Raw genomic sequence first — 24,459 nt, 5'->3', positions numbered from 1 at the left:
CAAAAATCTCTTTTAATAGTTCAATTTGACTATATTTGCAATGGGTTAAATGGTAGAAAATATTTTAATTAGCTACTCTATCTCAAGAGAGATTTTGAATAGATTCAGCCTAGAGAAAGAGTAATTAAATATATTGACTCCGTTAAATTGCTATTAATATCGTCAGCAAGGAATACCTATGGTTAACAATTTAGTAGGCGGCATCATTCCCCCACAACCACCAATACAATCACAATCTGATGCTCATGTCCTAAAGTCTCGTTTAGAATGGGGCGAACCAGCTTTTACAATACTGGATGTGCGCGATCGCAACACCTTCAATCAAGGTCACATTATGGGAGCGATGCCCATGCCAATAGATGAATTGGTAGAGCGTGCAGTACCTTCTTTAGATAAGAGTCGTGATATTTACGTTTACGGTGCTAATGAAGAAGAAACTGCCCAAGCCGCGCAACAACTGCGTTCTAACGGATTTGAGCATGTCTCTCAACTTATAGGTGGTCTTGCTGGATGGAAGGCTATTGGTGGCCCAACAGAAGGGATTGTTGAATCAAAAACTCCCGCAGGTGCAGACGACTACAATATCGTAGATCGGCTAAAGAATCACGAACAAAATCAGCCAAAGGGAGGTACTAGCGCGACGGAAGCCATCAAGAAAGGAGCTAGTAACCTCAAAGACAGCATTCAAGAAGGAGCTAGCAATCTTAAAGAAGGTATTCAAGAGGGAGCTAGCAATATTAAAGAAGGCATTAGTGAATCTAAAGACAGAGATGATTCCAATATCGGCTCTTAGGCAAAAATAACTGAGAAAATTAGCGATAGACCTCTTGCAGAAATCAAGAATAAAACCCCACTATACCTTTGACTTACATCAAAGTCTCCCCTGTCTGCTTGCAGGGAGAGACTACAGGTGGGGTGTTAGAGAATTTTCCAAGAGGTCTAATCTTGATTTTCTATGAGCAAAGAGGTCAAAATTAACAAGTCGAAAGAGAGAATATTTTGACTTTTAATGCTGGAGGACACCATCAACAAATTTTGCAAGAGACTCCATGAATTACACTCACAAGGAAAGATGAAAATCTCTCTTGCAATACTCAATACACTATTTTTAAATAGATTTAGTGTTTGCTCTAATGTTCAAATAAATCCTTAAATTGCAATAAATCTAAAGAAACTATCGTTGGCAAAAATTCAAAACATTCTTGAGCAATTTCCCAGCGTTCTTCTCGTTTGAGCATTTCTGTTAATTTCTGCTGCACACTAAGTAAATAACGCACATCATTGGCAGCATAACTAAGTTGAGCTTCAGATAAGCTAATGGCGTTACCCCAATCAGAACTTTGAGAGCTTTTATCTAGTTCTACTTTTTCTAACTCTTGCACCACATCTTTGAGTCCGTGGCGATTTGTGTAAGTACGGGCTAACTTACTAGCAATTTTGGTGCAAAAAACAGGGCTAACCTGAATCCCCAGATTGGCGCGCAAAGTGGCAATGTCAAAGCGAGCAAAGTGAAACACTTTTACAACATTGGCCGCTTCGAAGAGTTTTTTTAAATTTGGGGCCTCAGTTTGTCCTTTGGCTATGCGAATTACAGTGACTTTCCCTTCTAGGTTGCACAGCTGGACAAGACACAAGCGATCGCGCTGTGGCAATAATCCCATCGTTTCTGTGTCAACTGCGATCGCTGTCGATTCTAAATACTGTCCAAGGGCCGCGTCACTGAGATCGCGATCGCTTACCTGAAAATCTTGTAATGTCATGAATTGTTCAAAAATAATAGCAGTGTCCAGCAAATACAAGTCTTGTCAGACACTACATTATTATTGTGCAAAAAATCATAAATTAAATCTACCTAGTGCGAAAAAAGATTTGTGTTAGGTAGACTTCGCCTTGATTATTAGTAGCAACGCCAATTCCAGTCAGGTTGTAATTTCCTTTCAGATTCTTTAGATGTCCGGGACTGTTGATCCAACCAGTAACAGCTTCCTCTACGGGGTTGCTATATCCCCGGTTAAAAGCAACATTTTCCGCCGCACTGTTGTAGCGAATAGGAACAGCTTTGACTCTGCCTTCAAATCCCTGATGGCTAAATGGGGTTTTCCCCTTAGCCATATTCTGACTATGAATTCTTGCCTGTCGAGTAATATTTGCATTCAGGGTCAACTTTGGCAGTCCTTTAGCAGCCCGATATCGATTAATTTGCTCAAAAACTGATTTTTCTAGCTCAGTAGTTTTAAAAGTAGGAGTCGATATTGCAACCTGACTGGAAAAAAGCGACAACAGCTTATTACGGGTGGATGTATTCGTAGAAGGATGATTTGGTATCGGAACAGTCGTTAATCCACTAGCAAGGACAAGCGCACTTAAAGCGATGCCAAAAGCAGTTTGTCGGAACATGGAGAATTGCGTGATGTGTAGAGATATAAGACTTCTACTCTACCTTATTGTTCCAACGATATATACCACGATACTATTAAGGATTGATGAATTTCGGCAATCTGGCTGCATCCTTTACAAGAAATAGAAAAAATCATTTCCAATTGTCAATATTTCAATAGTTCATCTTCATAAAATAACGGTTATTTTTGCTGAGAATTTCAGATTTTCATGAATTAATAAAAAATAATGTATTTCCAATTACATTTGTCTATTAAATACTACATGATTCAACATTTAATTTATAAGACTTACACATCAGGGATGAAATGTTGGGGCATTCATATAAATGCATTCGCGGAGCGTCTCGTAGAGAAGCGGCTTCCCGCAGAGTATTGCCCCTACGGTAAATTAAGGCTTTCACTGCATTTTTGCGTAAGTCCTAATTTAGAACAAGCTTTTTCCCCAGACTGAAGTCTGGGGAATTTGAGAAAACTTTTATGAGATAGGTTTTGAATCTTACTCCCCAACGCTAGTAGGTAAGGGGTTGCTCTTGTTAAGTCTATATTCTATGCAATTGAGAACCGCTATATCAGCGAAAGAAAATCTGTGTGAAGTAGACTTTGCCTGTACTAGTGCTGGCGACACCAATCCCCGTCTTATTAAAATTGCCTTTGATGTTGGCTAGATGCCCTGGGCTGTTAAGCCAGCCTTGAACGGCTTTCGTCGCAGGGTCAGTATATCCTTGGTTGTAAGCAACATTTTCACCAGCAGATGTGTAAGAAATACCGACTGCTTTAATACGCTCTGAAAATCCTGTATGTCCAAAAGGAACTTTCCCACTAGCCATATTCTGACTATGAATCCTAGCTTGATTATCGATAGCAGAATTACGAGTCAGTGCTGGTAGCCTTTGGGAAGTTCTGTAGCTATTAATTTGGTTGAAAACCGATTGCTCTACAGCAGCAGTATTGATACTAGATGCTGCAATTTTGAAAGCATCACTTGATATAGATGAAGACACTGGTGTAAAAGTTGAATTTGTTACAGGAGTAGCGATCGCTCCGCTACTTAAGACAATAGTGCCTAAAGCGACCCCGTAGATTGTTCTTTTAATCATGTGCTGAAAGTAAAGTTCCAGACAATCTAATCAAACTAATCTAAATGTGACAAATTGCTTATAGGTCTATATATTTCTGTTTATGCTCTTTTTTGTTCAAACGCGACTACAAAACTTTAAAATTCACAATCTTACGAAAAAAGTGCTGTTTATGAAAAAATTCCCTCTACCATTAGGATTATTTTCGCTATTTAAATAGCATAATTTTCTCCACTAAAGCCTCTGTACGGCTAGCTTTGGTTGAGAGTTTCTAACTCTTCTTGCACCACACGTAACACCCGTGCAATATATTCTGCACGCCACTGTTCTCGCTCTTTTGTTACTTTTGCATCTGGTTCGTAAGCTTCGATCTCAGTAGCCGATAAAATACCTTTAACCTCTAGTAACCTTTCAATGGTATCCAGACGCTCATGCAGCACAGACACCTCGCCAGTCAAAGCCATGACCATCGCTAACAATTTATCGATTTGTGGATTGTCTAAGTAAACAGGTCGTTTGCCCTTAGCTATTTTTGTCATCCTAATACCAATTCTCCAAAAGTAAGACTACATACACAAAACAAAGAAACCCAGATAAAATCTGGCTTTCTCAATTACGAATTACGAATTGGTATTTACTTCGTTGCAGCAACAACAAACCAAGTGTTTAGGCTGCCTGAGTTACCATTTTGAAAAAGACCATTAGTTACTTTTGCTTTCCATGCCCCATTAGGGACAAACTTCTCAAATGTCTTATCTGCTGCAAAACCAGCCTCAGTAGCTAGCGTCACCAAATCCAGATCGCGTACTGCACTCCAGAAGGGTTCGTTGTTGTTAGCGGTTTCCCAATCAAAAATGAACTGTGTATAAACATCCATGTGATGATACAAGGGTGCTTCCAGATGGAGCATGATTCCACCGGGAGCCAGTAGACGATAAGACTCTTGCATGACTTTACGGACGGCTGGCGGGGGAATTTCATGCAGCAAAATATGAGAAACCACTAAGTCAAATGATTCATCTGGAAAGTTAGTATGTTCAGCATTTTGCTGCCAGAAGTGTACCCGTTTGCCTAATGCTTCGGCTCTTGCATGACCGTAACGCAACATGGGTGCGCCGACATCGATGGCATGGACTTCTGCATCTGGGTAAGCATCTGCGTAGGGTAATGTGCTATTACCAATAGAACATCCCATATCAAGAATTTTTCTGGGTCGAAAGTCTGGATACTCTGGCAGAAGGTAGTTTTGGACTATAGATAGCCCCATATCATTATTCAGCGGCCCCAACCAACCAAGACCATAAAGGTAAGCGCCGCGATCGTAGGTTGCGCCAGCAGCTACATCATCAGCAGTGAATTCGCTGTGATATCCTCCAGGCATACAGTGAATGTCTACAGCTTTTTGATAATTAGGTATTTGAAAATTTGGGTCGAGGGTTAAAGTACCCAGTTCACTACCACGATCTTTGGCACGCTCAATCAATTCTGGCAGTTGTCTGTCAACACTGGTATTTACAGCATTCCATAATATTTCCTGGTTGATGCGCTTGAGGGCACTAGTCCATCGGTAGTAGGGTTCATGCTGCATTACTTCCCGAATTTCATGGCGATTTTCGGGAGGACGCTGATGTTCTTGTTCAAACTTCGGCTTGGCTAGTTTTTCATAAACTACTTTATTGCCAGGAGAAATATTCCTGAAAATATGCTTTTTCAGACTTTGCACAAAGTTTTGAAGTGCCAACTCATCATGAGTGGGTTGTGGTAGCATAGCGTGTTGGAATTGTTGATCCATCATTGCTTCCTCCCAAATATTTTAAGTAGATTTACGCTGGATCTAATAACTTAGCTACCGTTTGTACATCTTTATCACCGCGTCCAGAGCAGTTAATTACAATTCGGGGACTACCGCTTAGTTGGGGACATAAGGTTTCAAGATATGCGATCGCATGGGCTGTTTCTAATGCTGGGATAATCCCTTCCAATTTCGATAATCGCTGGAATGCTTCCAAAGCCTCTGCATCTGTCACACTATAATATTCAGCGCGACCAGTGTCTTTCAAATAGCTATGTTCTGGTCCCACACCGGGATAATCTAACCCTGCGCTAATTGAGTGCGCCTCAATGATTTGCCCATCCTCATCTTGTAATAGATAGCTCATTGCTCCGTGCAATACACCAACCCGTCCTTTTGTCAAAGTTGCTGCGTGTTTTTCGGTATTAACACCTTCTCCGGCTGCCTCAACCCCAATGAACCGTATAGAAGGCTCATTAATAAACTCATAGAATAGTCCCATTGCATTGGAACCACCACCCACACAAGCCAAGAGAATATCAGGCAGTGTGCCCCACTTTTCCATTGCTTGGGCGCGAGTTTCTTGGCCGATTACTGCATGAAAATCACGTACCATCATCGGGTAGGGATGGGGCCCTGCTACTGAACCGAGGATGTAGTGAGTTGTTTCCACATTTGTTACCCAATCGCGGATTGCTTCCGAAGTGGCATCTTTTAGGGTTCCAGTTCCCGCTTCCACCGGACGCACTTCTGCACCCATCAACCGCATTCTGAAAACATTTAAAGATTGGCGTTCCATATCATGAACGCCCATATAAATTACGCATTCCAGCCCAAAACGAGCGCAAACTGTGGCTGTCGCAACTCCATGTTGTCCAGCACCAGTTTCGGCAATAATCCGTTGCTTACCCATGCGTTTCGCTAACAAAACCTGACCAAGGGCATTATTGATTTTGTGAGCGCCTGTATGATTTAAATCTTCGCGCTTTAGATAAATTTGTGGCCCAGTGCGATCGGGTCGCGCATAATTAGCAGTCAGGCGTTCCGCGAAATACAATGGTGTGGCGCGTCCCACATAATCCCGTAACAACTGCTGTAATTCTGCTTGAAAACCAGGGTCATTGCGGTATTGCTGATAAGCTGTTTCTAATTCAGCAAGGGCAGGCATCAGCGTTTCAGGTACATACTTACCGCCGAAGCGTCCAAAGCGACCTAACGCATCGGGAACCTGAGCAGTTGAACTTGGAGAGAGGGGAGTGGTAGTCACAGGCTGTTTTCGATGACGGAAATGACTTAATTATTATAGAAAAGTCTGGGACATATCTGGGTATATCTAGGGAATGGGGAAGAAGCAAGGGAGCAGGGGGCAGGGGAGCAGGGGAGCAGGGGAGCAGGGGGGCAGGGGAGCAGGGGAGCAGGGGAGCAGGGGAGCAGGGGACAAGGGGACAAGAGGTGAGAACTTGAAACAAGTCTTTCCCCTTATCCCCAAGTCTCCTTGTCCCCAAGTCCTCTTCCCAATTCCCAATTCCTGGCAATGGATTTGTAATGTTAGCCTAGAAATTGATATCCCAGCAGAATGGTTGCGTAGAAGTTTCCACTGCCTTTGAAATTTTTCTTAACAAATATTTTATGTCTTCTTCCAATTCTAAATCTTCTGACAAAAGCTTCGTCTACCGCGAATTTGGTAACGACAACTCCGCCGCCACAGAAAGACCAATTCCAGAACTGCCCCCACAACAACAAAATCTTAAAGTACAAGCTTCCCGCAAAGGACGCAAAGGCAAAACTGTCACAGTGGTTAGCGGTTTTCAAGCTAAACCAGAAACCTTGGCAGATTTAGTAAAGCAGTTGAAGACCCAGTGTGGGACAGGTGGGACACTTAAAGATAACGAAATTGAAATTCAGGGCGAACACAAACAGAAAATTGCCGAGATTTTGACCAAGCTAGGTTATAAAGCCAAAATTAGCGGTGGCTAATTTTGAGTGCGGTTTACCGCATCTTAACCGCGACCTCGATTGAGAAATGGAATGTTATCTTTGAAAAGTACAAATATGCTTGAACAGTGGTAGAAGAGTACCCAACAAGCTATTTTTGGTGAGATTAATAGGAGGTTTACATGGATTTAGTTCGGCTTTTGTGTGCCATTTTTGTACCGCCTTTGGGAGTTTTTTTACAAGTAGGTTTTGGTATAGACTTTTGGATTAATATAGTTCTGACGCTTTTTGGTTACATTCCTGGAATTATTCATGCAGTATGGATAATTGCTAAGAAATAATTCTTTGTACGAGTAGATTGGGTGTAACCATCTCAACAGAGGCAATTAATCAATTGCCTCTACAAAAAGATTTTTGAGTTGGATGTCTGCACGGATATATCACAACACTATATTTCTTTTACTTAAAAAACTCTAAAGACACGATAAATCATGTCGATAAAGTATTAATCCCTGTAGCAGTCAATCTCGAATTAGGTTTCATTTTTTAACATTGCATAGAGTCTAAACTCTAGAAGCAAAGGGCAGATGTGTAACTGCCATTGCACAGTTGAGACATTCAAATCTTTGATTAAGCCAGTGCGTATATCTAGTACCCAACCATGAACCATAGGCGCTTTTCGCTCATAGAGTGCCTGACGCATGATAGAAGTTTGGTAGAGATTTTTCACTTGCGCCACTACATTTATTTCTGCCAAACGATTCAGACGTTCTTCTCTGGTTGATAAGGCATCAATTTCTTCTTGTTTGTGTAAATACAGTTCCCGAATCGGATTTACCCAGTTATCCAGTATTCCGATGGTTCTCCCTTCTAAAGCCGCTTTGATTCCTCCGCAGTCGTAGTGACCGCAAACGATAATATGTTCCACCTTAAGATGTAAAATTGCGTATTCTAAAACGGCTAAAAAGTTTATATCCGTTAGAGAAACTTGATTCGCAATATTACGATGAACAAATAATTCTCCTGGTTCTGTACGAGTAAGGTTTGTTAAGGGTAAACGACTATCAGAACACCCGATGTATAGAAAAGGTGGTGTTTGTCCCTTAGATAATTCTTGAAAGTAAGTTGGATCTATAGCTAATTTCTCTGCAACCCAAGCCTGATTATTTCTGAAGAGTTCATCAATGCTGTTATATTTCATCTTTCGTCAAATTCGAGAGAGAATCTCATAAATATTTTAGCTAAATTACAGTTTCTGCTAAATCAGTATGAACTTGTTGCAATCTAAAATTTGAGAAAGATGATAGTCTTTTTTTACAGCATTAATATATTTATTGTATAAATTGTAAACAGAGAATTTAGGATTTAGAGAGAAAATAACTATGTATAACTTTAGGTAAATAGCTAAATAAAGTAAAATTTACATCACTAAAAATCTGATTATTGAGACTGCCAATTTTAAACCCTTATCTAGCATCTATAGATATTTTTGCCAAGTAAAAAAAGGTTCTATAAACATAATTACTTTAAATGACACCCTAAACCGTGCATTTGAGTCAAGGAAGTGCGGCGTAACTTTTAAGTGCTATCTCTTTAATACACAGAGAGATTTATTTCCTGATAACAGTAAACTATCTTAACAAAGATGCAAAATTTGAGGTTGAGATATTCAGTTATCAGCTTCAATCGGGGGCAACAACTTTGCTCTCGTTATGATGGTTGATTGACCAACGGTGATCGACAGTTACAGAGGAAAACTCGCAAATTTCTTCTAGTCGTTTTTGTTGTACCGCAGCTTTACGGAGAGTAATAATTAGTTGATTTACCTGATGTCGTAAATCTGGATTATCATTAACCGCTAACATAGTTTGTCTTTCTAAAAGTTGAAGTATAAGTTCGTAGTGAATAGGTGAAGGTAAAGGAATTTGCTCCATGAAGTTTAATTTTGATTTCATATTTTGGAATTTTGTCTTAGTCAAATTTTATCTCTTGTAAATAAATTGTTACATAAGAAATAACTAGTTGCTTATGGCTTTGATTTGATTAGCGATGAAGATTTAGCAAAGATATTGATAATAGTTGACAGCAAAATGCTGCGTGTCTACGCATAGTATGCCCCATTAGTTGCCCTGTACTAAGAGGTACAGGGGAAGTTTTTATTTCAGAAATTTTTCGGTAATATACTGGCGATCGCAGCGCCGGGATCTGGTTGTTTTACCAAAGACTCTCCAATGAGTACAGCAGATGCACCTGCTGTAAGCACTAAACTCAAATCATCTGGGTTGTGTAGTCCTGACTCACTGACAACAAGGATGTTTTTCTCCTGCAATTGGCTACCCCTTGCAGCTAAAAGTTGGCAAGTAGTTTGCAGGTCAACAGAGAAATCTTCCAAATTGCGATTATTGATTCCTACTAAGGAGACACCATCCAAGGCTAACACACGGTCAAGTTCTGCCAAGCTATGGACTTCAATCAAGGCTGCCATTTTCAAGTTGTTAGCAATTTTGAGGAAGTATTTCAAATCTTGATCGCTCAGGATAGCCGCAATCAACAAAATAGCATCTGCACCGTGAATCCGCGCCAAGTATATTTGGTAAGCATAAATGATAAACTCTTTGCATAATAAGGGCAAATCTACAGCAGCCCGAATCTTGGCTAAGTTTTCAAAACTACCTTGAAAGAACTTGACATCGGTTAGCACGGAAAGACAACTAGCACCACCTTGCTGATAAGATTGGGCGATCGCTACTGGGTCAAAATCTTCTCGAAAAACGCCTTTACTTGGTGAAGCTTTTTTAACTTCGGCAATCAGTGCTGGTTTAGTCTTGCCTTGGCGCAAAGCAGCGACAAAATCATGGGTTGGCGGCGCAGTCAGTACCTGCTTTCGCAATTCTTGTAAAGGAACCTTTTCCCGCATCAGGTCATATTCTACTTCTTTCTGCCAGACAATTTCTTCCAAAATGTTGTTTGGCGCTGAATCAGGTACGGCAGCCTGGTAACGTAACATCGATACAGCAATAGCTGGGTTAGGGGAACGACGACGGATTTGCATAATTAGTCATTTGTCAGTGGTCATTGGTCATTTGTCATTGGTCATTTGTCCTTGTTTATTGACAAAGGACAAATGACAGAGGACAAATGACTAAATAGCTCGTTTATAAGCTTCGTCTAGCACTTCCGAGAGTGTCGGGTGGGCGTGAACTAGATGTGCGAGGCTTTGGACGGATTGACGGTTTGCGATCGCGGCTGACGCTTCATGAATTAAATCTGAGGCGTGCAGTCCGAAAATGTGAACGCCTAAGACTTCTCCTGTGTCTTTGCGATATATCACCTTGGCAATACCATCGGCTTCATTTTCTGCCAACGCTTTGGAATTCCCTTTGAAGTAACTCCGACTTGTGGCGATTTCAAACCCTTCGGTTTGTCCCAATTCCTTCGCTGCGGTTTCTGTTAAACCTACATAGCTAACTTCTGGGTGGGTAAAAGCTGCTGCGGGGATGCTGCGATAGTCTACTATTCTTTCCCTCCCAACTATATTTTCTACTGCGATGATGCCCTGAGCAGAAGCCGCATGTGCTAACATCATCTTCCCATTAGCATCGCCAATTGCCCAGACATTTGGTACTACTTCACCGCCTGATAGTACTGCCATGCGATCGTCAACTGGGATAAAATTCCGCCGATCGAGTTCTATTCCCACAGACTCTAAACCAAGATTTTTGGTCGCCGGGATGCGTCCTGTAGCCACCAAGCAAGCATCTACTTCGATGACATCTACATCTTCTTTGGTTTTGAAATCTGCTAATTCAATTACCACTGGTGAACCAGGGGTAACTTTTTTGGCGTATATCCCCACTTTGGTTTCAATATCGCGGGGAGTAATCAGCACCCGTTCGGCAAGTTTGGCAATATCGCGGTCAAATCCTGGCATTAACTGATCTAGGGCTTCAATCAAGGTGATTTCACAACCCAAAGCTGAGTAAATATCAGAAAATTCTAAGCCGATGTAACCACTACCAATAATCGCCACCCAGTCTGGTAGCGACTCTAACTTCACACCTTGGTCGCTAGTAAAGACAGTTTTGCCATCTACTTCAATCCCTGGAGGTACAAAAGGAATTGAACCAGGAGAAAGGATGATGTCTTTGGCTGTGATGATTTTTTCACCACCGTCTCCAGTGATAGAAACTTTTTGTGCCCCAGCGATTTTTCCCCAACCCTTGAGAATATCGACTCCTAGACGTGTGAGACTGTTGGTTAAGTCCCCTTGAATTTTCGAGACGAGATTATTAGCATGATTAGCGATCGCTTGGCGATCAAATTCCACACTACCAATTTGAATTCCCAGCGATTTGAGGTGGTGGGCATTGCGTAACTCCCGCACCCGCCCAGATGCCGCCAGCAGCGCTTTAGAAGGAATACAACCCCGATTAACACAGGTTCCTCCCATATCACCAGCTTCAATAATCGCTGTTTTTAAACCACAACTTACGGCGTGTAAGGCTGCGCCATGACCGCCTACACCAGCGCCGATAATAACTAAATCGTAATCAAATCCTTGACTCACGTTAGGTTCCCCGTCTGCTTCGCCTATTTATTCTCAACTTGACCGACAATCAGCGCAACCCCTTTAACAGTTATCAGTTATCAGTTGTCAGTTTTATTGCTGGGTTTAAGCCCCAAGCACATAGTTATTCAGTGAACACTGGAAACTGCTAACTGATTTAAATGCCCTACCATCCGCCTGATAACTATTTACTGATTTAACGTTCGGGTGTTGCTAACTTCAATTATGATTCACTGACTTCGGGCGAAAAGATGGATGTTTTCAGTAATTATAGTCAAATCTAGATACTTATTTTTTTTATACTCCAAAGGTGAGATGCCCCTGATGGGAGAGAAAAGGAGAATAACCAATGCCTAATGCCCAATACAACTCTTGGAGAGGCTGCGCCCTAAGCGTAGCTATGCCGCAGGCTTAACGACTACGCTCAGTACAAGTGACCAATGACAAATGACTAATGACTAATGACTAATGACTAATAACTTTACAGCGCCATCGCCTAACACCTAAGCTGGATTTAGGATTCATCCAGAGGATTTACACAGGCGATCGCTCGATGTCTATTCCCCAAATTACTGAATTTACTATCCGCCGTCATGCCAACACCAAATCTTTCCAACGCGGCGAGGCATACTATGAGGCTGGTGCTGTTCATGCTGTTACCCAACGTGGTCATCTACTTCAAGCGGAAGTTGCAGGTACTGAAGCAAGACCTTATCATGTCAATTTGAGTTTCGATAGCAGTGGGTTAACCTCAGCAAACTGCACCTGTGCCTACAACTTTGACGGGTGGTGCAAACACATTATCGCCACGATGCTTGTCTGTGTGCGTGATTCAGAAAGTATTGAACAGCGCCCCACCCTAGAACAACTACTCAATCGCCTGGATAATATCCAAACTCAAAGGCTGCTGCAAGAGTTGGTAAATGAATACCCACCACTAATTGATGCGATTGACCGTCATGTAGGTTGGATGACGAATCCTATTGTTGAGCAAACAAGCATAAAACCCTTGCGCCGCCGTACTATTGATCCGGCTCCTTTTCGGCGGCAAGTCCGGCAAATTATTCGGGATGCTGTGCGCTTCTTTGAGGAAGGGTGTGAAGAAGACCCAATTGCCGAAGAATTGGTGAGTGTGGTGCAAACTGCGGTAGCTTTTAGTGAACGGGGAGAGGGTGAAAATGCGATCGCTATTTTAGAAGCGATTACCTTTACTTGTGTGGAAAATTGGGACGATATTGCAGATTACGGCGCTGAAAATGATGAAATTGTCGGGGAATTAAATGAGGCTTGGTGTGAAGCAATTCTGACTGCTGAACTTACCCCAGAAGAAAAAGTTGATATTCAAATAAATTTGGAGGCTTGGCAAGATGAGTGGAATGCTGATTTTGGTCTAGTGATGGAAGCTTTACGCCAAGGTTGGGATTATCCGCCCCTAGTGCAAGTTCTTCAAGGTAATATTACCGAAAGGGGAGCTTGGGAAGAAGACGTGCCAGACTATGCAGATGATTTGGCACTAATTCGGCTAAAAATTCTCGAACGTCAAGAACGTTACCAAGAATATCTCTATTTAGCAGAAGCTGAAGGACAAACCCAGCAGTATCTCACAATGTTAGGGCGTTTGGGCAGAGTAGAAGAAGCAGTTGATGCTGCTCAAACCCAGATGAACTCAATGGAAGAGGCGTTTGCCTTAGCGAAAGCCCTAAGCGAACAGGGGGCGTTACAGCAATCACTAGATATAGCCCAGAGTGGGTTAAATTTACCAGGGAATTGTCAGTACGAATTAGGAATTTGGACAAGTGATTTAGCTGTTGAATTGGGTAATAGCGAAGCTGCTTTGTTAGCAATTAAGGCAGCTTTTCAAGTCAAGCCCTCCTTTGTTGACTACGAAAAGATGGCAGAATTAGCTGGGGAAAACTGGGAAACTGTCAAAACAGACCTGCTGAGAATTATTCGTACTTATAGTGGTTGGGGAACAGAATCAGCCAAGGTAGATATATTCTTGCATGAGGGGCTAATTGATGATGCAATTGCGATCGCTAGTGAACTCAGTTCTTATTATTCAGAATTGATTCATCGCGTCATGAATGCCGCTATCCCTCACAATCCTACTTGGGTGATTGCTAATGCGCGTCGCCGTGCCGAAAAGATTATGGATGGAGGTAAGGCAGAATATTACTACTATGCGGTTGAATGGTTAAAAAAAGCCCGTGCCGCCTATTTGGAATCTGGGAAGAAAGCTGACTGGTTAAGCTACCGGGAAAACTTGATACAAACCCACGCTCGTAAACGTAAATTGATGGGAATGTTACAGCAAAGGGAGATGGAGTAAAAACTATTATTTTTAAGCTTTCATTTAATGGACATCTCCAGAAATTAAATATGCGTTAACCAGAACCCTTGTAGAGACGTAGCACTGCTACGTCTCTACATTCTTTTTCGGAGATGTCTAATGGGTTGTAGAGACGCAAATTTTTACGTCTCTAGAAAGTTTTAATGAAAAACCACTGATCAAATTGAATGGCATTTTTAAATTTAGATTTGCCCAAGATATTAACCTTAACGGCAAAAGATGAAGTAAGATTCACATCTGAGACAGTTTCCGTATAATTCCATAGTTACGGACAAAAAATAGTGCAGTGCGATGATTAATAAATATCCTCAGAATCTTATTGCGTCCCATTTACCACTGAGTATGCTTGTATTACTCAGCAGCATATCTTCTAGTCCACCGAAAGCTCAGGCTGTTGATACTACACAATTACCAACTAGTACTTTCATCCTTTCACAACAACAACTCCCACCACCACAAGATTTACAACCACCCGTACCTTCGCCAGTTCCCTCACCTGAACTGCCTCAGCCACTTCCCCCACCAGCAGAACTATTTCCCCCCTCTGTCCCAAATCCCACACCTGATGAACCACTACCTGGTAAGTTTCCTCAAACTATTGTTGTTGAACGGTTTGAAGTTCTTGGTAGCACAGTTTTTAGTCCCGAAGAGTTAGCCCTCGCCACTGCTGAATTTACCAAACGACCGATCTCGCTGGCTGAAGTGTATCAAGCACGTTCTAAAATTACTGATCTATACGTCAGAAATGGTTATATTACCTCTGGTGCATACATCCCACCCCAAACAATCCAATCCGGTGTTGTAAAAATTCAGGTGGTTGAAGGTAAATTAGAAGATATTCAAGTAACTGGAACTCGGCGGTTAAATCCGAATTATGTCCGTAGCCGCCTAGCAATAGCTACATCAGCGCCTCTGAATCGGCAGCGTCTACTAGAAGCACTACAACTCTTGCAACTGAATCCTTTGATTCAAAACGTTTCTGCTGAACTCTCCGCAGGATCGCGGACTGGTTCGAGTCTTTTAGAAGTCAAGGTTAGTGAGGCAAAAACCTTTAGTAGCCAGATAGTTCTTGATAATGGGCGATCGCCTAGTGTTGGCAGTTTTCGCCGCCGCTTACAATTGAATGAAGCTAACTTATTGGGATTGGGAGACGCTCTAGGTGTCGCTTATACTAATACCGATGGTAGCAACTCCCTTGACGCGAACTATACATTACCACTTAATCCCCGCAATGGCACACTGACTTTCAACTATGGCATCACATCAAGCAATGTCATTGAATCTCCTTTCGACGTTTTAGATATCCACTCAGATTCTCGCTATTACGAACTGACATTCCGCCAGCCAATAGTTCAAACTCCGACACAAGAATTCGCCCTTGGGTTGACAGCTTCCCGACGCGAAAGTGATATTTCGTCTTTGCTACAGAGAGAAGGGTTTCCCGGCTCTGTACTTTCACCAGGAGCTGATGAACAGGGACACACTAAGGTATCTGCATTCCGATTTTTTCAAGAATGGACGAGTCGTAACAGCCGTGAAGTCATCGCCCTCCGCTCTCAATTTAGTTTGGGTATAGATATCTTGAGTCCCACGATTAATCAAAATGCTCCCGATAGCCGTTTTTTTGCTTGGCAAGGACAAGCGCAGTGGGTACGCCTTTTAGCTCCTGAAACCTTAATGTTGCTGCGTTTAAATACGCAACTTGCATCTAGAACACTTCTGCCTTTAGAGCAATTTGGCTTAGGTGGGCAGGATAGTATTCGGGGTTATCGTCAAGATTACCTGCTGACGGATAATGGCACTTTTGTCTCTGCGGAAGTTCAAGTACCAATTCTGCGCTTACCGAAGATAGATAGCACGTTACAGGTTGTTCCCTTTGTGGATTTTGGTGTTGGTTGGAATAGTTCAGATAGAGAGAATCCCAACCCTAATACTTTAGCTGCTGTTGGTCTGGGGTTGCGTTGGTCACAGGGCGATCGCTTCACTGTTCGTCTTGATTGGGGCGTTCCTTTAATCTCAGTTGAATCAAATGAGAGAACATTACAAGAAAACGGTCTGTATTTTAGTTTACTGTATAATCCTTTTTAAAATTTAGAGTTTATTCTCTTACCTGATCTACAATAGGCTTCTCTAATGAGACGCTACTTCGACCGAGGAGTACACTAACGGGGGGTTCCCGCCATTAAAAACTAAAAATCAGACGGTTATTTATATAATGTGGAGTTTCTGCACCACTCAGAATAAAAATCCGTAAATATACTATATATTCTATTCAGTGTTTGATTTTATTCTGGGTATCCTAAGAAAGACAGGTTGAGGCTAAATAGACGAAGGGACAAAGCTTATAACTTATCTCTGGGACTTCCAGTTAAAAAATTTTCCAACCAATGATCGTGGTTGTAGGGTGTGTTATCGCGACAAGGTAATGCAACTGTTATCTGTAGGTGGTACGTTACTGGCTATAACATACCCTACTAGATAATTTATTTTTTGGAAATCCAAATGAGTCTAGAGAACAGCTAGAACTTCTACCGCAAAACTGATTGAACAATTAGCCATATTATTCAAGAGGTTAATCATAAATAAAATGGTTGGTTTGCAACTCACACCAATTTTGTGATGCCTGCGGCGGGCTACGCCTACGTAGGTGGTGACAAATTTTATGAAGCAGGTTTTGCTAGAAGTTAAGACTTTCAGACCGTACTTCTGGGAGTTTTATTTTTCAGACTAAGACAAAAATATATGAGAATTTGAGGAACAGCCATGCTAGGAAATGAGCGGGAAAAAATACGCCATCTGTTGGTCATCAAAGACCTGCAAGGGCGGAGAACTGTCCCCCTACGAGAGACTACTTATTCTCTGGGGCGGCATCCTGCAAACACCATTGTCTTGGTTTCCCAGTCAGTATCAATGCAACACGCAATTTTGTTGCGAGTAACTGTTCCAGAGACTGACCAATATGGCTTCCAAATTATTGATGGCAACTTCAAGGGTAAAGGAAGTACTAATGGCTTATTTATAAATGGTACTAAATCCTTTTCTCATAATCTTAGAAATGGAGATACCATTGCCTTTGGTAGCAATCAAGCTCAGGCTAAATATTATGCTATTTCCAACATTTCAGAGGAAGCATTTTCTGAATCTTTTGATGTTGAAGACTTATCTGGTTTTCTATCAGAGCAAGCCAGTCCTGCCAATCCTTTTCAAACCCTAGCTATCGATCCCAGCTTGGAAGCAGCTAGTGAGTCTGCCTTAGCTCGTCTAGCATCTTTCCCTGAACTCATCCCCAATCCAATTATTGAGATGGATTTCCAGGGAATAGTGACTTACATCAATCCTGCTGCTACTCTCAAGTTTCCCAAACTCAGGGAAGTTGGGACAGAACACCCAATATTAGCAGGACTCCTGAGTACAGTTAAGAATTTAGAAAAAAATTCTTTTGTGCGGGAGGTGGAAGTAGATACAGAAGTTTTTGAACAATCCGTTCTTTACCTTCCTCAAAGTGATTTAATTAGAACTTTTATTATTAGGGATATTACAGAGCAAAAACAAGCTACAGCCGAATTGCGTCAGCGCGATCGCTTGCTGCAAGCAGTTGCAGAAGCTGCTAATTATTTGCTGGGGGAAATGAATTACGAAACTGGCATTGAGCGAGCTTTAGCTATACTGGGCGAAGCTGCCAAAGCAGATCGTGCTTATCTTTTTCAAAACCATCCCCATCCTGCTACAGGGGAAAGAGCAGTCAGTTTGCGGTTTGAATGGACGCAATCTTTAATTGAATCTACCCACCACCATTGGCAGAATCAGGTTTATCAAGGTTCTGGATTAGCCCGTTGGTATACTATTCTTTGTAGCGGCCAGTCAATTAGCGGACTCACCCAAAAATTTCCGATCGCAGAACAAGAATTCCTCATTAGAGATGGCATTCAATCCCTTCTTTTGGTGCCTCTCCGCTTGGAGAATGAGTGCTGGGGCTATCTTGGCTTGGCAGACTGTACCTTTGAGCGTCATTGGTCAAAGCACGAAGAATCTACACTTTTGACAATGGCCGCTAGTATTATTGGTGCTAGGCAACGTCAGCAAGTAGAAGAAAAGATTCGCTATCAAGCCCTCCATGACATGCTGACAGGGTTGCCCAATCGCCTACTATTTAACGAACTGCTGAGTAAAACTCTGCCCAATGCCACTCGAAACGGCGAAAGTTTAGCTGTGATCTTCCTCGACCTGGATCGCTTCAAGGTAATCAATGACACTCTGGGGCATACTTTGGGAGACCAATTGTTAAAAAACGTCGCTCAAAGATTAAAAGATTTACTCAGAGGGGGAGACACTATAGCCCGTTGGGGAGGCGATGAGTTTACTATCTTACTCCCACGAGTCACTGATATTGAAGAAGTAACGCAAGTGGCGTACAGAATTTTACAAACCTTAGAAGATCCTTTTTATCTCCAAGGGCATGAACTTTATGTGACTGCCAGCCTCGGTATTGCGTTGCTTGATAACAACAGTCCTGATGCCGAAACACTAATCCAGCACGCAGATGCCGCTTTATACTACGCCAAAGACAAAGGGCGAAATAACTATCAATTTTATAGTGTTTCTCTAAGCGCCAAGAATCCTGAACTTCTGACTTTAGAAAAGAGTTTGCGCTATGCCCTAGAACGTGAAGAATTTACGGTGTTCTATCAACCTCGTGTGAACATTAGCACAGGAGAAATTACTGGTATGGAGGCACTGTTGCGTTGGCAGCACCCAGAAATGGGATTGGTAGCACCCAGTGTCTTCATTCCCCTCGCCGAAGAAAGTGGATTAATTATCGCCATCGGCGAATGGGTGCTACGGACAGCCTGTATGCAAAATAAAACCTGGCAAGATTCAGGATTGCCACCTATAACTATGGCTGTCAATCTTTCTCTGAAGCAGTTCCGCCAACCCAAATTGGTGGAGATTATAACCCGAGTTTTAGAGCAAACGGGTCTAGATGCCCACTTTTTAGAATTAGAAATTATGGAAACCACAGCCATTGAGGACTTGGGTTTTACCAGAACGGTGTTAGAGGAGCTAAAGCAGATGGGTGTTAACATCTCCATTGATGACTTTGGTACGGGTCACTCCTCGCTCTCGCGCCTACAGCTTTTGCCACTCCACAATCTCAAAATAGATCAGTCTTTCATGAGAGATTTGAAGCCGGATTCCAAAGTATCTCATATTATCCAGGCCATAGTTACCTTGGGACACAGCTTGGGATTGAAGTTGACAGCCGAAGGAGTGGAAACAGCAGAGCAATTGGAGTTCTTGAAATCTATCGACTGTGAGGAGGTACAGGGCTATTTCTTCTACCGCCCACTTCCTGAACAGAAAGCAACAGAAATTCTCGAAAGTAAACGACCAATCATCTAGTACCGCAAGGCGGAATTAAAAATTAAAAATGAATACAGCATAAGCATTTCATTTATTTATGGGTGGTTTATTTCCGCGGTGTTGTACTAGTACAAGAAAAAACTGTTTGTACCAGTAACGATACAATAGCATTCATCATAATTCGTAATTCCTAGGGGTTGATACCCCCGTTCCCATAAACAGCTTGTTTTGTGTCGGGGGTAAAATTCAGTCACAAAACATAATTACGAATTACGAATTGTTTATTGTCCTGCTGCCGACTTTTTTCGTCTTATGCTGCCAGTCATCTATTCCGACGAATTTTTAGATCACAAGACTGGAAAATACCATCCCGAAAAACCAGAACGTTTAACTGCGATCGCAAATGCCCTAAAAGCAGCTAGATTCACAGATAAAATTGACTGGCGATCGCCCACACCAGTATCAGAACAGCCATCACTGATGTCTATGTTGGTTAAAGCTCATAGCCCAGCCTACATCAAAAAACTTTGGCAAATCGCTTCTAGTGGCGGTGGCCCTTTGGATGGAGATACGCCAGTTTCTCCACGCAGTTATGATGTGGCATTGTTGGCAGTCAGTGCATGGCTAGATGGTGTTGAGGCTGTATTAAAGTCGGCTAATCCAGCTTTTGTATTAGCACGTCCCCCAGGACATCATGCAGAAAGCGATGCTGGGATGGGCTTTTGCCTATTTTCTAATGCTGCGATCGCCGCTTTCTTTGCCCTCGAACAACCCGGAATTAACCGCGTCGCCATTCTCGATTGGGATGTGCATCACGGTAATGGTACTCAGGCGATCGTCGAAACTGAAGCACGTATCGCCTACTGTTCCCTACATCAATATCCATGTTATCCCGGTACTGGGAGAGCCACAGAACGCGGCTTTCATAATAATGTATTAAATTTACCAGTACCTCCTGGTAGTGATATTGCAGTATATCAGCCGCTATTTGAAAGGCAAGTCATACCGTTTTTAGCCAACTTTCAAGCGGATTTACTGATTGTGAGTGCTGGTTATGATGCCAATGCCGCAGATCCTCTAGCAAGTATCAATTTGCAGCCAGAAGACTATGCTTTATTTACTAATTATTGTCTAGGCTTAACTCGTAAAATTCTGTTTGGCTTAGAAGGTGGTTACGATTTTGATACTCTTTCTCAATCAGTTGTAGCGACAATTGAATCCTGTCTACTTTAAATTTTCTTGTTCCCCTGATTACCGAACAAAAATTCACAAAAGTAAAGCAGGCAAAGGTTTCTTGAACTGAAGAGTTGAAGACAAGTCTCTCCCCCTTTTCTTCCTTTCAAGGATAGGTTTTTTAGTATGTCGAAAATAATTGAGAAAATTCTCAACTATTTAACGTAGTTTGGTCGTTTCAGGATTTAAACATCGGTTGAAATAGTTAAAAAATGACCAAATACAAAATACTTACCCTTTTAAGCCCTTTTCTTCCTTGTTTCTTCTTCATGCCCCATACTTAATGCACTTTTTTCTCAAGTTCATCAAATCTTCAGAAATAAAAATTTTGAATGGGGTTCTGAAAGAGCTAAAGTTTTGTTAAGATGCAATTGCTAGCAGTTTCTCAGCGAAATTCACCTATCAGGGTGTGGAGAAATAAAAAGTACTAGCAGCACAAATTTTCAAAGGTGAAGCAATGACCACCTATATTTTTTTCGGTGAAGCCCTACGGATGTTGACTAATGCCTATTTGATATCAGCAGTACTGTTAATAGCAGCTTCTGGTATAGGTTTAGCGGTAATTGAAACAATAGAAAAGGCAGGAGAACGCTAAGTTTACAGATGGCAATTGTAGTTATTGCCAAAAACCATTGGGTGCAAGTGTTCGCCGTGGATAAATCTTGGGAATACTAAAGCATGAAAGTCTCACAGCGTTACAGTCTTACCTGTAAATCTACCAAACATACAGGTAACTGTAGCGCTATTGAGACTCTAGCCAAGGAGTTACTACAAATGAGTCTATTCGACGCTGTGTTGGGTACAGAAAACCAAACCCAAGCAGCACTCAATTCAGCGGAAGCTTTTGCTGTTATTGTCTTGGCGGCAACAGCTTCAGACGGTTATCTTTCTGTTGAGCAAGCAAATTCTATCACTTTTGTGCTGTCTCGGATGAAACTTTTTACAGGTTATCCTCATGAGATGATGAATAGGCTGTTTGAGCAAATATTGGGCGTTCTCAAGGGGGATGGTTTTAACACTTTATTTGATGCAGCAAAGGAATCTCTATCTCAAGACTTGCGGGAAGCAGCCTTTGCAGTAGCCACTGATTTAGTCTTAGCTGAAGGTGTTGTCGCTGAAGAAGAAAAAAGCTTTTTAAACGATCTATATCAAGCTTTAGGCGTTTCTCGTGAGATAGCACTACAAATCATGCAAGTAATCTTAATTAAAAACCGGGGATAGCAAAATAAAGCATCTGCTTAATTAAACTATATAAATAGCTTCTAAAAAAGGCGTGCCAAAGGACTTAAGCTTCTTTGGCACTATTTTTGGTGTTATTGTGAATAGACTTCAATTTGGGACTTTTTCGAGAAGTCGCAAATCTTGTTGTTCAATGCAGTATTGTGTCATAATTCGATTTTATAATTTTGAACTTTAAATTGTAAATTACTTATGCGTTGTTCTGCCACCCTATCCCAACTGGTTAAAGTTCTTTTAGCCAGTCCAATAAATTTATCTGAAACTGCTTTAACACAAGTAAGTTGCGGTATACAAACAGATAGCCGTACCCTAAAGCCGGGTGAAGTATTTGTCGCTTTGCGAGGCGATAAATTTGATGGACATAAATTTGTGCCAACTGCGATCGCAAAGGGTGCAATAGCTGCAATTGTAGATTTTGAATACGAAAATCCCGGTTTTCCGGTGTTACGGGTAAAAGATACCTTAAAGGCATATCAACAAATTGGCAGATGGTGGCGCGATCGCTTTAATATTCCTGTAATTGGCGTAACAGGTTCTGTGGGTAAAACAACAACCAAAGAATTGATCGCCGCAGTTTTAGGAACAAAGGGGCGAGTTCACAAAACTTATGGAAATTACAACAACGAAATTGGTGTCCCAAAAACTCTCCTAGAACTTGGCGCAGAAAATGACTACGCTGTGATTGAAATGGCGATGCGGGGTAGGGGACAAATTGCCGAACTTACACAAATAGCGCGTCCAACAATTGGAGTAATTACCAATGTGGGGACGGCACATATTGAATTACTGGGTTCCGAAGAAGCGATCGCTGAGGCAAAATGTGAGTTGTTAGTTGAAATGGCTGCTGATAGTGTGGCAATTCTCAACCACGACAATCCTTTATTAATGGCTACTGCTGCGAAAGTTTGGCAAGGAGAAGTTTTGACTTACGGCTTCTCTGGTGGGGATATCCAAGGGCAGTTAATTGATAACGAAACTGTGGAAGTTGCAGGAATCCAATTGCCTCTACCGCTACCTGGTCGTCACAATGCGACTAATTTCTTGGCAGCTTTAGCGGTGGCAAAGGTGTTGGGGATTGATTGGGCAAGCCTGAAAGCAGGTGTAGAGGTGGATATGCCCACGGGACGATCACAGCGATTTACCTTGCCCAATGATGTGATAATCTTAGATGAAACTTATAATGCTGCACCAGAAGCGATGATTGCATCGTTGCAGTTATTAGCAGATACACCCGGAAAGCGGAAGATTGCCGTATTGGGTGCAATGAAAGAATTAGGAGAGCGATCGCAGCAGTTGCACCAGCGAGTGGGAGAAACAGTACGAAAGTTGAATTTAGACGGCTTGTTGGTTTTGGTAGATGGAGAAGATGCCGAAGCGATGGCTCTTAGTGCTGAAGGTATCCCATCGGAATGCTTTGCAACTCATGCCGAATTAGTGGCTAGGTTGAAGACATTTGTGCAAACAGGCGATCGTTTATTGTTCAAAGCCGCCCATTCCGTGGGATTAGATCGGGTTGTCAATCAGTTACGTGCAGAATTTACCCAATGAATCTACCGCTAGAAACCCAACGTCTCAAACTACGAGACTTTGTAGAGTCAGATTGGCTAGCGGTTCATCAATACGCTAGCGATCGCGAAGTTGTGCGTTATTTGACTTTTGGCCCTAATAGCGAAGAAGATACCAAAAACTTTTTGCAAAGAGAGATTTCATTACAAGGAGAAGAACCCCGTCAACATTTTGCCTTAGCAGTAACTTTAAAAACCAAACAGCAATTAATTGGTATCTGTCGCATATCCGTTAAGGATATTGATAATAAAACAGGCTCTATTGGATACTGTTTTACTAAGGAATTTTGGGGACAAGGATATGCAACAGAAGCTGTAAAAGCCTTTTTGTCATTTGGGTTTCAGGAGTTAGGCTTACATCGCATATTTGCGACTTGTCATCCAGAAAACATTACTTCAGCACGAGTTATGCAAAAAATTGGAATGCAGCAAGAAGGATATTTGCGAGAACACCATTGGATTAAGGGAGAATGGCGAGACTCTTGGCTATATGCCATCCTTGAGCATGAATGGAGAAATCTAGATTTCAGACGTTGTTGGAAAGGCTAGGGCTGTTACTGTAACGTCTTTGATAAAGAATTGCTCCCAAATTAGTCACCAAACACGTGATTGCTAGCCACAACAAGATATAAGTAGGAGCCATCACCACACCAATCATGAACCAAGTATATACGTGCAGGATCATTACAGAAGCGAAAAAGCTAGCAATTCCAGCAGATTGCCATACTTGATGTGATGGGCGACGTAAGGCTACTAGACCCATTGTTAAAATTGTGACAAGCAAGTTTGCTGGGACGAGAAACGCACAAATACTTATGCAGTTACCACGAGAGAACTCTACTAAGGTGTTAAAATCGAGCATTAATGTTGTTGGGATAGATGTTAGCTTTTTAAGAACTTAATTTATTTTAAAATAACTAAATTTACATTAACAGGTGAGTG

22 protein-coding genes and 1 pseudogene are annotated in these 24,459 nt (G+C 41.9%); 12 read left to right on the top strand and 11 right to left on the bottom strand.

Annotated elements, in window-relative coordinates; translation table 11 throughout:
- Nucleotides 1-178: 178 nt before the first annotated feature.
- Nucleotides 179-619, top strand: a pseudogene (locus GJB62_RS19380) (rhodanese-like domain-containing protein); the annotation flags it as partial.
- Nucleotides 620-1,130: 511 nt separating this feature from the next.
- Here GJB62_RS19380 and GJB62_RS19375 read toward each other — a convergent pair.
- The 6 genes from GJB62_RS19375 to trpB all read right to left on the bottom strand — a co-directional run bounded on the left by GJB62_RS19375 (nt 1,131) and on the right by trpB (nt 6,534).
- Nucleotides 1,131-1,760 carry a ribonuclease H-like domain-containing protein gene (locus tag GJB62_RS19375; protein WP_114082948.1) on the bottom strand — a complete coding sequence of 210 codons (630 nt, stop codon included), beginning with the start codon at nt 1,758-1,760 and terminating at the stop codon, nt 1,131-1,133.
- Between the two features lie 88 nt (nt 1,761-1,848).
- Entirely contained in the window at nt 1,849-2,397 is a 549-nt protein-coding gene (locus GJB62_RS19370; RefSeq protein ID WP_114082947.1) for a CAP domain-containing protein, read from the bottom strand.
- 571 nt (nt 2,398-2,968) lie between these two features.
- A complete protein-coding gene (locus GJB62_RS19365; RefSeq protein ID WP_114082946.1) occupies nt 2,969-3,496 on the bottom strand; it encodes a CAP domain-containing protein in 528 nt (175 codons plus the stop codon).
- A gap of 230 nt (nt 3,497-3,726) precedes the next feature.
- Nucleotides 3,727-4,014: a hypothetical protein gene (locus GJB62_RS19360; RefSeq protein WP_114082945.1), complete on the bottom strand. Its 288-nt coding sequence runs from the start codon at nt 4,012-4,014 to the stop codon at nt 3,727-3,729.
- 95 nt (nt 4,015-4,109) lie between these two features.
- The gene (locus GJB62_RS19355; protein WP_114082944.1) at nt 4,110-5,270 is read right to left on the bottom strand and encodes a class I SAM-dependent methyltransferase; all 1,161 of its coding nucleotides are present in this window, start codon (nt 5,268-5,270) and stop codon (nt 4,110-4,112) included.
- Nucleotides 5,271-5,298: 28 nt separating this feature from the next.
- Complete coding sequence (trpB, locus tag GJB62_RS19350) at nt 5,299-6,534, bottom strand: tryptophan synthase subunit beta (RefSeq protein WP_114082943.1); 1,236 nt, start codon at nt 6,532-6,534, stop codon at nt 5,299-5,301.
- 73 nt (nt 6,535-6,607) lie between these two features.
- Between trpB and GJB62_RS19345 the strand changes: the two genes are divergently transcribed.
- The 3 genes from GJB62_RS19345 (at nt 6,608) to GJB62_RS19335 (ending at nt 7,543) form a co-directional block, all read left to right on the top strand.
- Entirely contained in the window at nt 6,608-6,874 is a 267-nt protein-coding gene (locus tag GJB62_RS19345; RefSeq protein WP_114082942.1) for a hypothetical protein, read from the top strand.
- A gap of 22 nt (nt 6,875-6,896) precedes the next feature.
- A complete protein-coding gene (locus GJB62_RS19340) occupies nt 6,897-7,244 on the top strand; it encodes a translation initiation factor (protein WP_114082941.1) in 348 nt (115 codons plus the stop codon).
- Between the two features lie 140 nt (nt 7,245-7,384).
- The gene (locus GJB62_RS19335; RefSeq protein WP_114082940.1) at nt 7,385-7,543 is read left to right on the top strand and encodes a YqaE/Pmp3 family membrane protein; all 159 of its coding nucleotides are present in this window, start codon (nt 7,385-7,387) and stop codon (nt 7,541-7,543) included.
- Between the two features lie 191 nt (nt 7,544-7,734).
- Here the strand turns inward: GJB62_RS19335 and GJB62_RS19330 are convergent, their stop codons facing one another.
- From GJB62_RS19330 to lpdA, 4 genes are all read right to left on the bottom strand, one after another.
- On the bottom strand, nt 7,735-8,403 hold the full coding sequence (locus GJB62_RS19330; protein WP_114082939.1) for a carbonic anhydrase: 669 nt from the start codon (nt 8,401-8,403) through the stop codon (nt 7,735-7,737).
- 481 nt (nt 8,404-8,884) lie between these two features.
- Nucleotides 8,885-9,136, bottom strand: coding sequence for a DUF5340 domain-containing protein (locus tag GJB62_RS19325; protein ID WP_114082938.1), 252 nt, complete (start codon nt 9,134-9,136; stop codon nt 8,885-8,887).
- A 227-nt stretch (nt 9,137-9,363) separates the two neighbouring features.
- Nucleotides 9,364-10,254 carry an indole-3-glycerol phosphate synthase TrpC gene (gene trpC / locus GJB62_RS19320; RefSeq protein WP_114082937.1) on the bottom strand — a complete coding sequence of 297 codons (891 nt, stop codon included), beginning with the start codon at nt 10,252-10,254 and terminating at the stop codon, nt 9,364-9,366.
- A 90-nt stretch (nt 10,255-10,344) separates the two neighbouring features.
- Nucleotides 10,345-11,769 (bottom strand): dihydrolipoyl dehydrogenase, encoded by a 1,425-nt coding sequence (gene lpdA / locus GJB62_RS19315; RefSeq protein ID WP_114082936.1) that lies wholly within the window; start codon nt 11,767-11,769, stop codon nt 10,345-10,347.
- Nucleotides 11,770-12,322: 553 nt separating this feature from the next.
- Here lpdA and GJB62_RS19310 point away from each other — a divergent pair.
- The 8 genes from GJB62_RS19310 to GJB62_RS19280 all read left to right on the top strand — a co-directional run bounded on the left by GJB62_RS19310 (nt 12,323) and on the right by GJB62_RS19280 (nt 24,066).
- Entirely contained in the window at nt 12,323-14,098 is a 1,776-nt protein-coding gene (locus GJB62_RS19310; RefSeq protein WP_181852867.1) for an SWIM zinc finger family protein, read from the top strand.
- Nucleotides 14,099-14,410: 312 nt separating this feature from the next.
- Nucleotides 14,411-16,207 (top strand): ShlB/FhaC/HecB family hemolysin secretion/activation protein, encoded by a 1,797-nt coding sequence (locus GJB62_RS19305; protein WP_114082934.1) that lies wholly within the window; start codon nt 14,411-14,413, stop codon nt 16,205-16,207.
- Between the two features lie 675 nt (nt 16,208-16,882).
- A complete protein-coding gene (locus tag GJB62_RS19300) occupies nt 16,883-19,519 on the top strand; it encodes an EAL domain-containing protein (RefSeq protein ID WP_114082933.1) in 2,637 nt (878 codons plus the stop codon).
- A gap of 273 nt (nt 19,520-19,792) precedes the next feature.
- Nucleotides 19,793-20,713 (top strand): histone deacetylase, encoded by a 921-nt coding sequence (locus GJB62_RS19295; RefSeq protein WP_114082932.1) that lies wholly within the window; start codon nt 19,793-19,795, stop codon nt 20,711-20,713.
- Between the two features lie 457 nt (nt 20,714-21,170).
- Nucleotides 21,171-21,308 carry a hypothetical protein gene (locus tag GJB62_RS36720; RefSeq protein WP_041566338.1) on the top strand — a complete coding sequence of 46 codons (138 nt, stop codon included), beginning with the start codon at nt 21,171-21,173 and terminating at the stop codon, nt 21,306-21,308.
- Between the two features lie 179 nt (nt 21,309-21,487).
- A complete protein-coding gene (locus GJB62_RS19290; RefSeq protein ID WP_114083003.1) occupies nt 21,488-21,934 on the top strand; it encodes a tellurite resistance TerB family protein in 447 nt (148 codons plus the stop codon).
- A gap of 210 nt (nt 21,935-22,144) precedes the next feature.
- On the top strand, nt 22,145-23,500 hold the full coding sequence (gene murF / locus GJB62_RS19285; protein ID WP_114082931.1) for a UDP-N-acetylmuramoyl-tripeptide--D-alanyl-D-alanine ligase: 1,356 nt from the start codon (nt 22,145-22,147) through the stop codon (nt 23,498-23,500).
- Complete coding sequence (locus tag GJB62_RS19280; RefSeq protein ID WP_114082930.1) at nt 23,497-24,066, top strand: GNAT family N-acetyltransferase; 570 nt, start codon at nt 23,497-23,499, stop codon at nt 24,064-24,066. Before murF ends, GJB62_RS19280 begins: the two co-directional genes overlap by 4 nt.
- Here the strand turns inward: GJB62_RS19280 and GJB62_RS19275 are convergent.
- Nucleotides 24,044-24,379: a hypothetical protein gene (locus GJB62_RS19275; RefSeq protein WP_012410531.1), complete on the bottom strand. Its 336-nt coding sequence runs from the start codon at nt 24,377-24,379 to the stop codon at nt 24,044-24,046. The two genes, GJB62_RS19280 and GJB62_RS19275, sit on opposite strands and share 23 nt — an antisense overlap.
- Nucleotides 24,380-24,459: the final 80 nt, after the last annotated feature.

Source organism: Nostoc sp. ATCC 53789 (genome assembly GCF_009873495.1).
GTDB classification, from domain to species: Bacteria; Cyanobacteriota; Cyanobacteriia; order Cyanobacteriales; family Nostocaceae; genus Nostoc; species Nostoc muscorum_A.
This window is presented reverse-complemented; position numbering and strand designations above follow the sequence as displayed.

What these genes read in the sequence shown, in the direction of transcription:
- GJB62_RS19375 (WP_114082948.1), bottom strand. Translation starts at nt 1,760, where the DNA reads ATGACATTACAAGATTTTCAGGTAAGCGATCGCGATCTCAGTGACGCG.
- GJB62_RS19370 (WP_114082947.1), bottom strand. Translation starts at nt 2,397, where the DNA reads ATGTTCCGACAAACTGCTTTTGGCATCGCTTTAAGTGCGCTTGTCCTT.
- GJB62_RS19365 (WP_114082946.1), bottom strand. Translation starts at nt 3,496, where the DNA reads ATGATTAAAAGAACAATCTACGGGGTCGCTTTAGGCACTATTGTCTTA.
- GJB62_RS19360 (WP_114082945.1), bottom strand. Translation starts at nt 4,014, where the DNA reads ATGACAAAAATAGCTAAGGGCAAACGACCTGTTTACTTAGACAATCCA.
- GJB62_RS19355 (WP_114082944.1), bottom strand. Translation starts at nt 5,270, where the DNA reads ATGATGGATCAACAATTCCAACACGCTATGCTACCACAACCCACTCAT.
- GJB62_RS19345 (WP_114082942.1), top strand. Translation starts at nt 6,608, where the DNA reads ATGGGGAAGAAGCAAGGGAGCAGGGGGCAGGGGAGCAGGGGAGCAGGG.
- GJB62_RS19340 (WP_114082941.1), top strand. Translation starts at nt 6,897, where the DNA reads ATGTCTTCTTCCAATTCTAAATCTTCTGACAAAAGCTTCGTCTACCGC.
- GJB62_RS19335 (WP_114082940.1), top strand. Translation starts at nt 7,385, where the DNA reads ATGGATTTAGTTCGGCTTTTGTGTGCCATTTTTGTACCGCCTTTGGGA.
- GJB62_RS19330 (WP_114082939.1), bottom strand. Translation starts at nt 8,403, where the DNA reads ATGAAATATAACAGCATTGATGAACTCTTCAGAAATAATCAGGCTTGG.
- GJB62_RS19325 (WP_114082938.1), bottom strand. Translation starts at nt 9,136, where the DNA reads ATGGAGCAAATTCCTTTACCTTCACCTATTCACTACGAACTTATACTT.
- trpC (WP_114082937.1), bottom strand. Translation starts at nt 10,254, where the DNA reads ATGCAAATCCGTCGTCGTTCCCCTAACCCAGCTATTGCTGTATCGATG.
- GJB62_RS19310 (WP_181852867.1), top strand. Translation starts at nt 12,323, where the DNA reads ATGTCTATTCCCCAAATTACTGAATTTACTATCCGCCGTCATGCCAAC.
- GJB62_RS19305 (WP_114082934.1), top strand. Translation starts at nt 14,411, where the DNA reads ATGATTAATAAATATCCTCAGAATCTTATTGCGTCCCATTTACCACTG.
- GJB62_RS19300 (WP_114082933.1), top strand. Translation starts at nt 16,883, where the DNA reads ATGCTAGGAAATGAGCGGGAAAAAATACGCCATCTGTTGGTCATCAAA.
- GJB62_RS19295 (WP_114082932.1), top strand. Translation starts at nt 19,793, where the DNA reads ATGCTGCCAGTCATCTATTCCGACGAATTTTTAGATCACAAGACTGGA.
- GJB62_RS36720 (WP_041566338.1), top strand. Translation starts at nt 21,171, where the DNA reads ATGACCACCTATATTTTTTTCGGTGAAGCCCTACGGATGTTGACTAAT.
- GJB62_RS19290 (WP_114083003.1), top strand. Translation starts at nt 21,488, where the DNA reads ATGAGTCTATTCGACGCTGTGTTGGGTACAGAAAACCAAACCCAAGCA.
- murF (WP_114082931.1), top strand. Translation starts at nt 22,145, where the DNA reads ATGCGTTGTTCTGCCACCCTATCCCAACTGGTTAAAGTTCTTTTAGCC.
- GJB62_RS19280 (WP_114082930.1), top strand. Translation starts at nt 23,497, where the DNA reads ATGAATCTACCGCTAGAAACCCAACGTCTCAAACTACGAGACTTTGTA.
- GJB62_RS19275 (WP_012410531.1), bottom strand. Translation starts at nt 24,379, where the DNA reads ATGCTCGATTTTAACACCTTAGTAGAGTTCTCTCGTGGTAACTGCATA.